Annotated in this window: 13 protein-coding genes; 8 read left to right on the forward strand and 5 right to left on the reverse strand. The window is 67.9% G+C overall.

Annotated elements, in window-relative coordinates; translation table 11 throughout:
- Window positions 1-77: 77 nt before the first annotated feature.
- Window positions 78-1058 (forward strand): DMT family transporter, encoded by a 981-nt coding sequence (locus MIC448_RS03235; RefSeq protein ID WP_051513039.1) that lies wholly within the window; start codon window positions 78-80, stop codon window positions 1056-1058.
- Here the strand turns inward: MIC448_RS03235 and MIC448_RS03240 are convergent.
- The 4 genes from MIC448_RS03240 to MIC448_RS03255 form a co-directional block, all read right to left on the reverse strand.
- Window positions 1030-1503 (reverse strand): Lrp/AsnC family transcriptional regulator, encoded by a 474-nt coding sequence (locus MIC448_RS03240; protein ID WP_036295980.1) that lies wholly within the window; start codon window positions 1501-1503, stop codon window positions 1030-1032. The two genes, MIC448_RS03235 and MIC448_RS03240, sit on opposite strands and share 29 nt — an antisense overlap.
- A gap of 109 nt (window positions 1504-1612) precedes the next feature.
- On the reverse strand, window positions 1613-3400 hold the full coding sequence (locus MIC448_RS03245) for an alkaline phosphatase family protein (protein ID WP_036295982.1): 1788 nt from the start codon (window positions 3398-3400) through the stop codon (window positions 1613-1615).
- Between the two features lie 45 nt (window positions 3401-3445).
- Window positions 3446-4093, reverse strand: coding sequence for a histidine phosphatase family protein (locus MIC448_RS03250; RefSeq protein ID WP_081766157.1), 648 nt, complete (start codon window positions 4091-4093; stop codon window positions 3446-3448).
- Window positions 4094-4116: 23 nt separating this feature from the next.
- The gene (locus MIC448_RS03255) at window positions 4117-4968 is read right to left on the reverse strand and encodes a Sir2 family NAD-dependent protein deacetylase (RefSeq protein WP_036295984.1); all 852 of its coding nucleotides are present in this window, start codon (window positions 4966-4968) and stop codon (window positions 4117-4119) included.
- A gap of 98 nt (window positions 4969-5066) precedes the next feature.
- Here MIC448_RS03255 and MIC448_RS03260 point away from each other — a divergent pair, with 98 nt between their 5' ends.
- From MIC448_RS03260 to MIC448_RS03280, 5 genes are all read left to right on the forward strand, one after another.
- Window positions 5067-6269, forward strand: coding sequence for a ferrochelatase (locus MIC448_RS03260; protein ID WP_051513041.1), 1203 nt, complete (start codon window positions 5067-5069; stop codon window positions 6267-6269).
- A gap of 36 nt (window positions 6270-6305) precedes the next feature.
- Window positions 6306-6866, forward strand: a complete 561-nt coding sequence (locus tag MIC448_RS03265) for a ribose-5-phosphate isomerase (RefSeq protein WP_036295987.1) — start codon at window positions 6306-6308, stop codon at window positions 6864-6866.
- Entirely contained in the window at window positions 6866-7879 is a 1014-nt protein-coding gene (locus MIC448_RS03270; protein ID WP_036295990.1) for an Fpg/Nei family DNA glycosylase, read from the forward strand. The genes MIC448_RS03265 and MIC448_RS03270 overlap by 1 nt, the downstream gene beginning before the upstream one ends.
- A gap of 107 nt (window positions 7880-7986) precedes the next feature.
- Complete coding sequence (locus tag MIC448_RS03275; protein WP_036295993.1) at window positions 7987-8694, forward strand: FMN-binding negative transcriptional regulator; 708 nt, start codon at window positions 7987-7989, stop codon at window positions 8692-8694.
- A gap of 53 nt (window positions 8695-8747) precedes the next feature.
- The gene (locus MIC448_RS03280) at window positions 8748-10199 is read left to right on the forward strand and encodes an amidohydrolase (RefSeq protein ID WP_081766160.1); all 1452 of its coding nucleotides are present in this window, start codon (window positions 8748-8750) and stop codon (window positions 10197-10199) included.
- 209 nt (window positions 10200-10408) lie between these two features.
- Here MIC448_RS03280 and MIC448_RS03285 read toward each other — a convergent pair whose 3' ends face one another.
- A complete protein-coding gene (locus tag MIC448_RS03285) occupies window positions 10409-10894 on the reverse strand; it encodes a Dps family protein (protein WP_036295999.1) in 486 nt (161 codons plus the stop codon).
- Between the two features lie 149 nt (window positions 10895-11043).
- Between MIC448_RS03285 and MIC448_RS03290 the strand changes: the two genes are divergently transcribed.
- On the forward strand, window positions 11044-13191 hold the full coding sequence (locus tag MIC448_RS03290; RefSeq protein WP_036296003.1) for an acyltransferase family protein: 2148 nt from the start codon (window positions 11044-11046) through the stop codon (window positions 13189-13191).
- Between the two features lie 54 nt (window positions 13192-13245).
- Entirely contained in the window at window positions 13246-13782 is a 537-nt protein-coding gene (locus tag MIC448_RS03295; protein ID WP_036296005.1) for a gamma carbonic anhydrase family protein, read from the forward strand.
- Window positions 13783-13893: the final 111 nt, after the last annotated feature.

Genomic DNA, 13893 nt, shown 5'->3' on the forward strand with positions numbered 1-13893 from the left:
TGAGAACATCAGTCAACCTCGTCATCAGTGTATGGCAGGTTTACTCCTGACATCCCTCTCGTGTGAAACGGACGCACATGGTCCAGAGCCTGACGGCCCCCCTGCCTACGACGAGCCCGGACCACCGCGCGATCGGCATCCTGACCGGGCTCGCCTCCGCGCTCGCGTTCGCGTCGAGCGGGCCGTTGCTCAAGCCGCTCATCGAGGCGGGCTGGTCCACCGGAGCCGCGGCGTCGGTTCGGATGGGCGGAGCGGCGATCGTCTTGTTGCCGGTCCTGATTCTTGCTCTCCGCCGTGACCCCGGCATCCTGCGTCGCAACGCTCTGATCATTGTGGGATTCGGTGCGACGGGTGTCGCCGGATGCCAGCTGTTCTATCTCGCTGCAATCCAACGGATGCCCGTCGGTGTCGCGCTGCTCGTGCAATACCTGGCGCCGGTTCTGCTGGTGGCACTCGCGTGGATTCGCACGCGTCGTGCGCCCGGCCGCCTTGTACTGCTCGGCTCGGCCGTGAGCATCGTCGGACTCGTCTTCGTGATCGACATCGGCGGCGCGACGTTCGACGCACTCGGCGTGCTCTTCGCCCTCGGTGCGGCCGTGTCGCTCGGCGGCTACTTCCTGTTGAGCGAGCGAGCCGGCGACGGGCTCCCCCCGCTCGTGCTCGCGGCCGCCGGCCTCGCGGTCGGTGCGCTCTTCTCGGGCGGCCTTTCGCTCGTGGGCGTATTGCCCTTCGCCGCGCCACCCGTCGACGTCATCCTGGGCGGGCTGACCGTCCCCTGGTACGTGCCGCTGATTTGGGTCGTGCTGATCGCGACGGCGCTCGCTTACGGACTGGGTGTGCTGGCGGTGACGCAGATCGGCTCGCGGGTGGCATCGTTCGTCGGCCTCTCCGAGGTGCTGTTCGCGATCGTGATCGCCTGGCTCGTGCTCGGCGAGCAACCGTCATCCGTTCAGGTGATCGGCGGTGCGCTGATCGTCGCGGGTGTTGTGTTCGTCCGGCTGGGTACGCCGTCGACGGTCGTACCCGTGCCTAACGTTCCTGTCGTGCCAAGTCCATGAGAGGGCGCAGCCGGTAGGGGATGACCTCACCCATGACGAGGGATGTCTCGGTGCGTTCGACGCCGGGGATGGCGAGGATGCGTGCGTCCACCTCGAACAAGTGCCTGGCGTCGCGGCAGGCGACATGGACGAGCAGGTCGACCTGTCCGCTCAGGCCGTAGGCCTGGATGATCTCGGGGATTTCGACGAGCTGGGGCGCGATCTCGGGCAGCTCTTTCTGTCGCAGCATGACCGAGATCGCAGCCTGCAGCGGGTACCCGATGGTGTGCGCCGCTATGGTCCGCTCGTAGGAGAGGAACACGCCGGCTTTCTCGAGCTTCGCCATCCGCGCCTGAACGGTATTGCGCGACAGGCTCAGGCGCTCGGCCAAAGCGACGACGGTCGCCCGGGGGTCGTCGGCGAGGGCGCTGAGAAGCGCGAGGTCGGCGTGATCGAGCTTGCCCATAGTCGGTGACTTTACCCGAATTCGACGCTCCGCTTTACGCATCCTGCTCAGCGGCTCCGAGTGGTGCTGAGCGAGCTGATGAGACTGCGTCGGCGCGGACTTAAACGCCCTACGTGATCTTCGGGTAGAAGAGTCCGAGGCCGTGCGTGGTGCCCACCCGGTAGGCGTCGGCATACGTCTGCGGCTCTGGCTCGGACCCATCGCCGTACTTGGCGAGGAGGAGTCCGAGGAGCCCCTTTCCGGGAGGGCTCAGCGGTTTGTCCTTCTGCGACCCGTGTGCGAGGTCTTCGATCTCTTCTTCGTCGATCTGTCGAGGCAGGTACATGGGGTGCACGGTCGGCCACGACTTCGGATCGCGCGGTACCTCGAGATTCACGACGGGGAACAGGGTGTTGGCGCCCGCGTCGCGCCGTGTCAACGGCTCGAGACCGTGCAGCCGGCAGAGGGTGGCGATCACCGATCCGTGATGCATCTCGTCATGGACGATCGTTCCGGAGCGGGTGTAGGCCGACACGGCGATCGCGGGCACGCGTGCCCCGAGACGATCAAACCGAAAACCCATCTCGCCTTCGGGTGCGTCGGCGTCCGGGGGAGTCGCGGCTGGCGGCGGAACGTGATCGTAGGTCCCGCCGTGCTCGTCGAAAGTGATCAGCAGAAGGGTGTTGAGCGCGTTCGAACCCTGAGGCGTCGCGCTCTTCTTGATCGCGTCGTAGACGTTGGCGACGAGCGCCTCGCCCGCGCGGACGTCCGAGATCGCGGAGTCCACCACCTCGGTGCCGTCGACCTCGCCGCTGCGAAGCGCGCCGAAGGGCGGGTGGAAGTCGTTGTGGTTGTAGATCATGCGCGGCTCGATGAACGCGTAGGCCGGCAGGGTGCCGTTCGCGGCATCCTGGTAAAAATCCGACATGTGGGCGAAGTGCTCGGTGCGCCAGTGCGTCTGGAGTACCGGCGCATGCATGACGCCCGTCAGCGAGACGAGCTGCATCTCGTCGAAGTAGATCTTCCAGCTGATCCCCGCGCGATCGAGGTGATTGAAGATCGTGTCACGGGGCGCCGCATCCAGCCACTTCTCGTAGCCGCCCCCGCCGCGGTTCGTGACGAAGCCATGGGATGTCGACGCGTGGAAGAACGAGCGGTTGCAGTAGGTCTGGCTGGGCACGGCCGCGAACCAGTGGTCGAAGACCGCGAACTCGCGCGCAAGTGTCGACAGAACGGGCAGCATCTCGGGCGAAAAGCCGCCCATGATCTGATTCGCCTCGTCCGCCGTCGGCTTCTTGCCCTTATGGAGCTCTTCGTAGTTGACGTGGTAGTCCTTCAGGAAGCCCTCCATGGTGGGCTTCGCGCCCGGCTTCGGGGCGTTGAAGGGTGAACTCATCGGGTTCTGCCAGAGCTCCGCGTTGGATGCGGGATCGACGGTGCCGAAGAGCTGGGTGTTGACGTGGGGGAACGCCTCACCCGGATCGGGGTTCGGCTGGCCCATGATCACGTCGGTGGGGCCGGAGTAGACGTGCGCGGCAACCCGGTTCCCGGCCGGATCGGGGTTCGAATAGTCGCCGAAAGCGAGGCCCTCGAAGGTCTCGCCCGGGGGCAGATTGTCGGGGGTGTACAGCCAGCCCAGCAGATTGTCGAAGGAGCGGTTCTCGCCCATCAGAACGACCACATGATCGAAGCCGGGGACCTCGCGTGGGTCCAGGGCGCCGTATGAGTTCTGGTTGGCCAGAGAGCTCCCGATAGCTGCCCCCGCGGCACCGCCGGCCGCGCCGCCCACGAGGAAGCCGGCCGCGGCGATTCCGCCCGCACGAAGAAACTCGCGGCGGCTGCGGCCACGCTCCGTCTGTGCATCACGAGCGGGTGTCGGCTCGTCAGCGCTCTCGGGCGGGTCAGCAGAATCATTCACGGCATCCTCCGCGTTCAGGCTAGCGGCGGTTTCCCGAGTCCGGGCTCAAACGCGGGTCTCCCGGGGGAAACCGTCGCGTGAGGCGCCTGCGTCATCCGTCGCGAGGCGGATGGCGCGGCCGTCGGGAGTGCCGCCGGGGTCGAGCTGGAATCGGAACGGGTAGCCGTTGGCGATTCGCTCGCCCGGTCGAGGGAGCGCGCCGTCGCTCGCCACACGCACGACCTCGAAGATGAGTGCGCCATGCGCGACGGCGATGATGGATGCCCCGGGCATGTCCCGTTCGACATCCGTCGCAATGTCATCCAGTGCTCGCAGCGCTCGCGCCCGCAGATCGGCCGAGGACTCGGCGCCGGGGATCAGGTCCCGCTCTGGGGAGCCGAAGAGCGTCGGAACCTCGGCGACCAGTGCACCCTCGGCCTCACCGTAGCCGCGCTCACGCAGGCCCGGGTACTTCCGCGGACCGGGTACCCCGAGGGCATCGGCGATGATCTGGGCCGTCTCGACCGCCCGGGACAGGTCGCTCGAGACCATCACCACCGGGCCGGCGTCCGCGAGTTCGATGCGGAGCAACTCTCCCGCGGCGCGTGCCTGCACGCGGCCGGTCTCGTTCAAGGGAATATCGCTCAGACCCTGGATGCGGCGCTCGCGGTTCCAGTCCGTCTCACCATGGCGGAGGAGGATCAGATCGGTCACGACTCCGAGCCTACGGCCAGGAGTCAGCGGGTAGCCGCGAGTCCAGCCGCGAGTGCGCCGAGTACTTCGCTGGTTCCGGCGTCGATCTTGAGGGTCGCGCGGTTGTCGGCGCGGGTAGCGCCGCGGTTCACGATGATCACCGGAAGCCTTCGCCTGCGCGCCCGTTCCACCAGGCGGATGCCCGAGTTCACGACCAGCGATGAACCCGCGATGAGCAGGGCCTGGCTGGTCTTCAGCAATTGCTCGGCCTCGCGGAACTTCTCCGCCGGGATGAACTCGCCGAAGAACACCACGTCGGGTTTGAGGAGCCCGTCGCAGACCGAGCAGTCCGGAACGATGAACCCATCGGTGGACGAGGGAAGGACATCGCCGTCGGGCCCGAGCGGGATGTTCTCGGGCATCGTGACCCAGGGATTGTCGATCTCGATGCGTTCGGAGATATCTCGCCGGTCGAAGACCTGCCCGCAGTGTGTGCAGAACACACGACGCATCGTGCCGTGCAGTTCGACGACCCGGCCGCTGCCCGCGCGCACGTGCAGACCGTCGACGTTCTGTGTCACCACGCCCGTGGCGAACTCGTCTGCCTCGAGCCGGGCGATCGCTTCGTGACCCGCGTTGGGTTGAGCGCTCGAAAACGCATGCCAGCCGAGGTGTCCGCCGAGCCAGTAGCGGCGCCGCGCCGACTCATCGGCCATGAACTGCTGGGCCGTCATGGGCGAGCGGACGGGGGCGCCGTTGCCGCGGTAGTCCGGGATTCCGGAATCCGTGGAGACTCCGGCGCCCGTGAGTACGGCGACCCTGCGTCCGCTCAGCGTGGCGACCACGCGGTCTACCAGCGCGGTCGTCGCGGAATCCAACTCCGAGACAGACGTCATCGTGCCTCCTCGCCGTAAGTGTAGGCGTCGAGGTTTTCCGGCAGGTTACGGAGAGCGGGTCGTGCGAACGGGCTCCCTCGGTCCGACGCGGTGCGAGGATGGATGTCGTGAGCGCAACTCCCGCAGATGTGAACCTCGTCGTCCTCTACGCATCGCCCGCTGCATCCGGCGGGCCGGAACACGTCGAAGTGCCCGTCGCCTACGACGCGCTCCTGCTGGCCAGCTTCGGCGGGCCCGAGGGGCAGGACGATGTGATCCCGTTCCTGCGGAACGTGACGCGCGGACGAGGCATCCCCGACGAGCGACTCGAAGAGGTCGCGCATCACTACCGGCACTTCGGCGGGATCAGCCCGATCAATGCGCAGAATCGTGAGCTGAAGGTGAAGCTCGAGGCCGAGCTCGCCCGGCGCGGCATCGATCTGCCGGTCTACTGGGGCAACCGCAACTGGGCGCCCTACCTCGATGAGGCCGTCATCGCCGCGGAGGCCGCGGGGCACCGCACACTGCTCGCCCTCGCCACGAGCGCCTACAGCTCGTTCTCGAGCTGCCGTCAGTACCGCGAGGACTTCGCTCGCGTGCTCGACGAGACGGGCCTCGGGGGAACGGTGACGATCGACAAGATCCGCCAGTTCTTCGACCACCCCGGTTTCGTGGCCCCGTTCGTCGCCGGCGTGCGCGACGCGGTCGCCGGGTTCCTCGCGGATGGAATCGCGCCGGGCGAGATCCGGGTGCTGTTCTCCACGCACAGCGTGCCGATGGACGACGCGCGGCGATCCGGCCCGCGCGACGGGGAGTGGGGTGAGGGCGGCGCCTATGAGACCCAGCACCTCGCGGTCGCCGCATACGTGATGGCGCAGATCGCGGAAGAGATCCCGGATGCTGCCGATGTTCCGTGGCAGCTGGTCTACCAGTCCCGTTCCGGCCCGCCCTCGCAGCCGTGGCTCGAGCCCGATGTGTGCGACGTCATCGAGGGACTTCCCGCAGAGGGCGCGCGCGCCGTCGCGATCGTGCCCCTCGGCTTCGTGAGCGACCACATGGAGGTGCTCTGGGATCTCGACACCGAGGCGATGGATGCCGCGGCGGAAGCGGGTCTCGCTGCCGTTCGCACCCCGACCCCCGGTGTCGATCCGGCGTACGTTGCCGGCCTGGTCGACCTCATCGAGGAGCGCCTGAAGGGAACTCCGACGTCCGAGCGCCCGCACGTCACCAAACTGGGGCCCTGGTTCGATGTGTGTCGCCCCGGGTGCTGCGAGAACATCCGTGCGGGATTCAAGCCCGCAGCATCCGGGATCGCGCCCTGACCGCTCGCCTTGCGGCCCGTCCCTAGGATTGAGCCCATGCGCATCCATATCGCCACCGATCACGCGGGACTGGAGTTCTCCACCCGCCTGCAGCACCACCTGAGCGATCAGGGCCACGACGTCGTGGACCACGGCCCCCTCGAGTACGACGCCCTCGACGACTATCCGGCGTTCTGCATCCGAGCCGCCCAGGCGGTCGTCCGCGACCAGGCCGATGGCGTCGACACGCTCGGCATCGTCTTCGGCGGTTCCGGCAACGGAGAGCAGATCGCGGCGAACAAGGTGCAGGGCGTCCGTGCCGCACTGGTCTGGAACGTCGCGACCGCGGAACTCGCGCGCGAGCACAACGACGCCAACGTGATCGCGATCGGTGCGCGCCAACACACGTTCGAAGAGGCCGCGAAGTTCATCGACATCTTCATCGCGACCCCTTTCACGTTCGGAGAACGGCACGTGCGCCGCATCGGCCAGATCGCCGCCTACGAGGCGGACGGTTCGCTCCTGCCCGATCCGCGCGCCACCTCGCCCGAGAACGGCCGGGCGGGAGAGAACCGCGGGGGCGAAGACATCGACGCCTTCGATCCCGAGGCTGGCTGATGCCCGAAGGACACTCCGTCCACCGCATCGCGCGCCAGTTCGAGCGGAACTTCGTCGGTCAGCGCGTCTTCGCGTCGAGCCCGCAGGGGCGATTTGTCGAGGGTGCCGCGGTCTTGGACGGCCGGACGGCGACGGATGTGCGGGCCGTGGGTAAGCAGATGTTCCTCGAGTTCGAGGAAGACCTGTGGCTGCGCGTGCACCTGGGGATGTACGGGGCATGGGACTTCGCGGGTGAGATCGTCGTGGACCCGACGATCGCCGCGGCGAACGGACGCATGGGGCAGACGAATCAGCGAGGGACGGAGTTGGATGCCCCGGTCTTCGACGACCCCGTGTTCGATGCAGCCGGCGAGAACTCGTTGACCTCGATCGGCGCGCCGCGTCGTGCTCGGGTGCACGTTCGCATGTCGGAGCAGACCACGGGGCTCGCGGACGAGGGCTCCGAGTGGCCACCGCCCGTGGTGGGACAGGTGCGCCTTCGCCTGATGACCCAGGTGACGTGCGCGGACCTCCGCGGCCCGACCGCGTGCGCCCTGCAGACGCCCGAGGAAGTCGCGGCGACGATCGCCAAGCTCGGCCCCGACCCCCTCGTGGATGACCTCGCCGAGGGCGAGGAGCGCTTCGTCGCCGCGGTACGCAAGAAGCCGACCCCGATCGGGCTACTGCTGATGGACCAGTCGATCGTCAGCGGTATCGGCAACGTGTACCGCGCCGAGATGCTCTTTCGCGCGCGCCTGAATCCGCACACGCCGGGACGTGACGTGCCGGAAGAAATCGTGCGCGAGCTGTGGCGCGACTGGACGCATCTGCTCGCGATCGGTGTCGAAACCGGCCAGATGATGACGATGGACGACCTCGACCCCGACTCGTACCGCCGCGCCATGGCGCACCGCGACGATCGGCACTGGGTGTACCACCGGGCGGGCCTGCCGTGCCGCCTCTGCGGCACTGAGATCGTGCTCGAAGAGGTCGGCGGACGGAAGCTCTACTGGTGCCCGCAAGACCAGCGCTGACGCGTATCGGTCCGGCTCCGCTGTCACAGATCGACCCTCGCGCGTGGTCCCGACGTCGTTCTGTGACAGCGGAACGCAAGGCACGCCCGCCGATCTAGGCTGGGCGGGTGCGCCAGAACCCCTCCTTCGCGATGACCGACGTCGGCGAGCTGCGACGGCTCGTGGATCAGAACCCGTGGGTCACGCTGGTCAGCGACACCGCCGACGGGCTGGTCGCATCGCACTACGCCGTGATGCTCGATCCGTCGCGCGACGACCTGACCATCGTGGGGCACGTCGGCAAGCCTGACGACCTGATCCATGGACTGGGTGAGCGTGAGCTGCTCGTCGTCGTACAGGGACCGCACGGCTACATCTCGCCGTCTTGGTATGGCAGCGTTTCATCAGGACCTGTCGCGAGCGTCCCGACCTGGAACTTCGTCTCGGCGCACCTGACCGGAGTCCCCGAAATCCTCGATACCGACGAGAATCTGCGCGTTCTCGACGCGCTCGTCGACCGGTTCGAGTCGCGGATGCCGGAGCCCCGGGGCATGTGGCAGCCGCCGAACGATCCCGCCTTCATCGAGCGTCTCGAACGGGGCACCGTCGGGTTCCGTCTGACACCGACGCGGGTCGTCGCGAAGCGCAAGCTCAGCCAGAACCGGCCGGGTGACGTCGTCGAGACGATCATCGCCGAACTTTCGGAGGGTGGGGCGCATCCGAACCCGCCGCTCGCCGCCGAGATGCGTCGGGCGCGCGACGCGCAGGCAGCGGCCGCGAAATCCGTCGGGACATCGGCCACAGCCGATCAGCGAAGCGGGGGCGATCCGTCGTGAACGTGGGTGAAACCGTCGGGGTGATAGCGAACGCGCGCATCGTCGGCGCCGCGATGCCTCTACCCCTGGGCGACGATCCGCACGATGTCGTACTGGCGGGCGGGCAGATCGTCGACATCGCGCCTGCCGGAGCGTTGAAGCATCCGGCATCCGTGGCCGTGCTCGACGCGGATGGCGGGTGGCTCATGCCCGGGTTGTGGGATCACCACGTGCATCTCACTCAGTGGGCACTTCGGGCCGCCCGCGAACCGCTCGACCACGCGCGCTCGGCGGCGGAGGCGGCGCGGATCATGGCGGCGGCACCGATCCTTGCCGATGGACGCCGCGTCGGCACGGGATACCGAGACGCGCTCTGGGCGGATGAGCCCGAACGCCTGCTGCTCGATGCCGCGACGGGCGATGTCCCGACGTACCTCATCAACGCTGATGTGCATTCCGTGTGGCTCAACACGGCGGCTCTGCGTCGCGAGGGACACGACCCGTTCGGCTCGGGTGTCCTGAGGGAGCTCCCGGCCTTCGAGATTTCGCGACGCCTCAACCTGGTCGACCCCGACCGCGGCGATGCCCTCGTCGATGCAGCGGCGCGCGGGGCGGCGACACGGGGGATCGTCGGTCTGGTCGACCTGGACATGGCGTGGAACGAGGATGCCTGGGCCCGCCGTCTGGCGGCCGGTTTTGATGCGCTCCGCATCCGGTTCGGGATCTACCCGGCAGACCTCCCGCGCGCCGTGGCCGAGGGACTGCGCACCGGCGATGCCGTTCGCGGCTCGGCATCCGATCTCGTGCGCGTCGGGCCCTTCAAGGTGATCACCGATGGCTCACTCGGCACCCGGACCGCGGCCTGCTCGCACCCGTACCCCGGCACGCACGGCGACCATGGTGTGATGACCGTCCCACCCGAGGAACTTCTGGAACTCATGACCGTCGCAACGGCCGGGGGGCTGGAGTCCGCGGTGCATGCGATCGGCGATGTCGCCAACTCGCACGCCCTGGATGCGTTCGCCCGGACGGGCGCGGTCGGCACGATCGAGCATGCGCAGCTCGTGGCCCACGCAGACCTGCACCGCTTCGCGCGACTCGGGGTCGCGGCGAGCGTGCAGCCCGCGCACGCGGTCGATGACCGCGACATCGCCGAGCACGAATGGGCGGCGCAGACCGCGCTGGCGTACCCCCTGCGTGCGTTGGCCGACGCGGGCGCCGAGCTGCGGTTCGGATCGGATGCCCCGGTCTCGGCGCTCGACCCTTGGACCGCGATCGCGGCGGCCGTTTACCGGACGAACGACGACCGGTCGGCCTGGCACCCCGAGCAGTCGGTGCCGTTCGAAATGGCGCGCGCGGCGTCGACCGAGCGCGGATCGGGACCGGATGCCGTGGGCATCGAACCCGGCGCGGTCGCTGACCTCGCCCTGTGCGAGGCGGATCCCCGAGTCGCTGACGGCGCGGGACTGCGCGGCATGCGCGTCGCCGCGACGATGATCGCGGGCCGGCTCACGCACCGGGCCTGAGGCATCCGCTCGCCTGTTCGCGCGCTGCGCCGTCTCGCTCGCCCGCCTCACCCACTGAGAGGACGCAACATGCCGTGCGTAAGCTCGGGGGCACGGCATGTTGCGTCCTCTCGGCGCAGGTTCTGGGGTTTCTGATCCGCGCGGGCCGCACGAAGAAGGGCCCCCGGTTTCCCGGAGGCCCTTGCATCTGCGCCTGAGGCGCGGGGGTCTTACTCGCTGACGTGAGCGAACAGGAACCATCGGTCCTTCTCGAGGCCACGCTTGATCTCGATCGCGACGTCCTGGCTGGTCAGGTCGACCTCGTCGAGGCCGTCGATGGCTGCCTGCACGTCGAGCAGGATGGCGTCCATGTCGGCGATGATCGCGGGGATCACGACATCCGACTTGGCGAATCCTGCGGGAACGCCGGTCGCGCCCGCCTTGGTGGCGACGGCGGCGACGCGTGCGTCGATCGGCAGGCCGAGCGCGACGATCCGCTCGGCGGCCAGGTCTGCCCAGCCGCCCGCGTTCGCGACCACGGTGTCAAGCAGTTCGTGGACACCGATGAAGTTGCTGCCACGCACGTGCCAGTGCGCCTGCTTGCCGTTGATCGTCAGGGCCTGCAGGCCGAGGACGACGGGGGAGAGGAACTGGGCGGCGGCAGCCGACACGTCGGGGTCGCTGACGGTTGTGGAAACGGTCTGAATCTTCGTCATTTTGGTCCCTCCGGCCGCGATGTTCGCGGCGACTCTGGGGTAAACGCTACTCAGCCTCAGACATTCCGCAAGCAAGCTGAGGCTCGGCTTAGTGGCGGAATCACGCGGCAATGGCGGGCATCCGACGCGCGAGCAGGTAGCGTCGTCTGGTGCCCTCCGCAGACCATGAACTCGGCCCGCAGAATCTGGGCGCTCCGTCGCAGATGCTCCGACGCGAACGGCGGGATCGTTCGCCCGAACACGCAGAGCCCTCGCGTTTCATCCCGCACGTCCAGGGATTGCGGGCGATCGCCGTGCTGTTCGTGGTGCTCTACCACTTCTGGCCGGGTCGTCTCTCGGGCGGATACGTCGGCGTCGACGTGTTCTTCGTCATCTCCGGGTTCTTGATCACCGGTCACCTCATGCGCGAGCTCGAGGCGACGGGCGGCGTGCGACTCGCGCAGTTCTGGGCCCGCCGGGCGCGGCGTCTCCTGCCCGCGTCGTTGTTGGTTCTGCTGTTCTGCGCCATCGTCGTGGCCTCGCCTTACCTGTTCCCCCTGTCGGCGCTGCCGAACGAGATTCGCGAGATCATCGCGTCGACCTTCTATGTCGAGAACTGGTATCTGGCCTTCGCTTCCACGGACTATCTGGCGCTCACGGGGGAGCCGACTACGGTCCAGCACTACTGGTCGCTGTCGCTCGAGGAGCAGTTCTACGTCCTGTGGCCGTTGATCATGCTGCTCGCGGCATGGCTCGGTGTGAAGTTCTTCCAGGGCGCTCGGCGGCGCGCGATCATCACGACGCTCGGAGTCGTGACCCTCGCATCCTTCGTCTTCTGCGTGATCTTCACGATCACGAACCCGGCGCCGGCCTACTTCATCACCTTCACCCGCATGTGGCAGTTCGGGGTAGGAGCGCTCATCGCCCTGGTCCCGATGCTGCGAATCCGCAACGCGATCGGCAGCTTCGTGCTCGGGTGGGCCGGAATCGTCGCGCTGCTGTACGCCGCATTCCAGTTCGACGGACAGACGCCGTACCCCGGGTACATGGCCCTCGTGCCGACGCTCGGTGCCGCTGCCGTGATCGCCGCGTCGAACACCACGCGGTGGTGGTACCCGACCCGCGTCCTGTCGATCCGTCCCGCGCAGTTCGTCGGGGACATCTCATACAGCCTCTACCTGTGGCATTGGCCGCTGATCGTGATCGCGCCATCCGTCCCGTTCTGGGGCTTGACGATCTACCACCGTGTCGCGTTGCTCGCGCTGTGCTTCGTGCTCGCCTGGCTCACCAAGAAGTTCGTCGAGGATCCGGCGCGGGCCTGGAAGGTTCTCACGAAGCGCCCGCCGCGCGTGACGCTCTGGGCGTCGCTCGTCGCGATGATCCTGGTGGGCGCGACGGCGGCCGGCGCATGGGCGATCAACGCGCCCGCATACCGCGAGGGTGTTGCGGCGATCGAGCAACTCCGTTCCGACCCGCCCGAGTGCTTCGGCGCGGCGAGCGTGCTCGATCCAGCCTGTGCCGACGTGGACTTCGGTGACCAGGTGCTACCCGCGCCCGGTTTCGCGGCCGCGGACATGCCAGCGGACGAACAGTGCTTCGTGCAGCTGAACGATTCGCGAGCCGTCACCTGCGAATTCGGATCGGATGCGGCGGATGCGCCCCGTGTTGCGCTCATCGGCGACAGCCACGCGTTCCAGTTGCTGTCGACGTTCGAGCGCATCGCCGACGAGAACGGATGGCACCTCACCACGCTCTTCAAGGGCGCTTGCCCCTGGAGCACCACGCCTCTGTCGACGCCCGGTGCGTTCGGCGCTGCGTGCGCCGATTGGCGGGAGAACGCGGTTGAGGTGCTCGACAACGGCGACTTCGATGTCGTCTTCACCGCGGGACTTTCGACCACGCCCTACTCCTCTGCGGGGTACGACAGTGTCCACGATGCCGCCGTTGCCGGGTACCGCGAGGCATGGAGCGGGATGCTCGACCGGGGCATTCCCGTCGTCACCGTCGTCGACAACCCGGTGTGGGAAAACGACCCGAACAAGTGCCTGCGCACCCAGGGTGTCGGCAATTGCGACGGTGCCCGTGACGAACTGCTGACCGACCAGGATCCGCTGAAGGATGCCGCGGAAGGCACAGCGGGGGTCACCCCGCTCGACTTCACCGACGTGTTCTGCGACGACACGACGTGCTTCCCGGTCGTCGGCGGGGCCAATGTCTACCGCGACGAGGATCACCTGACCGTGTCGTTCCTCGACTCGCTCGCTCCGCATTACACCTCTGCGCTGCGGGACGCGATCGAGGCCGGGGTGCCGGGATAGCGGACCGATCATGGGTGCCACGGGCATCGGGCCCGAGGTCGTAGGGTCGGATTCATGACCGTTTCACCCGAGGCATCCGTCTTGTCCGTCGCCGGACGTACCCCGTCGCTCGATGAGTCCGCGTTCGTTGCGGCCGGAGCGCGTGTCGTGGGAGCCGTGAGGCTCGATGAGGGCGCGAGCGTTTGGTACAACGCGATCCTGCGTGCAGACCGCGACACGATCACGATCGGCGCGGGCAGCAACATCCAGGACAACGTCTCGGTGCACGTCGACAGCGGTCATCCGGTGACGATCGGCCGCGACGTTTCGGTCGGTCACAATGCCGTGGTGCACGGCTGCACGATCGGGGACGGGTCACTGATCGGTATGGGCAGCGTCGTGTTGTCGGGTGCCGTGATCGGTGCCGGATGTCTCATCGCGGGCGGTGCCGTGGTGCTCGAAGGCACGGTCGTTCCGGATGGCTCGCTCGTCGCGGGCGTGCCGGCAAAGGTTCGGCGGGCTCTGACCGACGAGGAGCGTGCCGGTCTGCTGCGGAACGCCGAGGTGTACGTGATGCTCTCCGCCGAACACGCGGACGCTGCGCCGGCCTGAGGCCTCCCACGGGCGAACGTCGGAGCGATGGAGGGGCTGACGAGAATCGTCCCCACCGCCCCTCCACCCGTCGCTGCGCGACGCGCGGAGCCTCTGGCGGCGTGGGCCCAC

The organism is Microbacterium sp. C448 (genome assembly GCF_000582705.2).
Classification (GTDB): Bacteria; Actinomycetota; Actinomycetes; order Actinomycetales; family Microbacteriaceae; genus Microbacterium; species Microbacterium lacus_A.

Bases quoted from the DNA above. Each gene is read 5' to 3' on its own strand.
- MIC448_RS03235 (WP_051513039.1), top strand. From the start codon at position 78: ATGGTCCAGAGCCTGACGGCCCCCCTGCCTACGACGAGCCCGGACCAC.
- MIC448_RS03240 (WP_036295980.1), bottom strand. From the start codon at position 1,503: ATGGGCAAGCTCGATCACGCCGACCTCGCGCTTCTCAGCGCCCTCGCC.
- MIC448_RS03255 (WP_036295984.1), bottom strand. From the start codon at position 4,968: ATGACGTCTGTCTCGGAGTTGGATTCCGCGACGACCGCGCTGGTAGAC.
- MIC448_RS03260 (WP_051513041.1), top strand. From the start codon at position 5,067: ATGGATGTCGTGAGCGCAACTCCCGCAGATGTGAACCTCGTCGTCCTC.
- MIC448_RS03265 (WP_036295987.1), top strand. From the start codon at position 6,306: ATGCGCATCCATATCGCCACCGATCACGCGGGACTGGAGTTCTCCACC.
- MIC448_RS03270 (WP_036295990.1), top strand. From the start codon at position 6,866: ATGCCCGAAGGACACTCCGTCCACCGCATCGCGCGCCAGTTCGAGCGG.
- MIC448_RS03280 (WP_081766160.1), top strand. From the start codon at position 8,748: ATGCCTCTACCCCTGGGCGACGATCCGCACGATGTCGTACTGGCGGGC.
- MIC448_RS03285 (WP_036295999.1), bottom strand. From the start codon at position 10,894: ATGACGAAGATTCAGACCGTTTCCACAACCGTCAGCGACCCCGACGTG.
- MIC448_RS03295 (WP_036296005.1), top strand. From the start codon at position 13,246: ATGACCGTTTCACCCGAGGCATCCGTCTTGTCCGTCGCCGGACGTACC.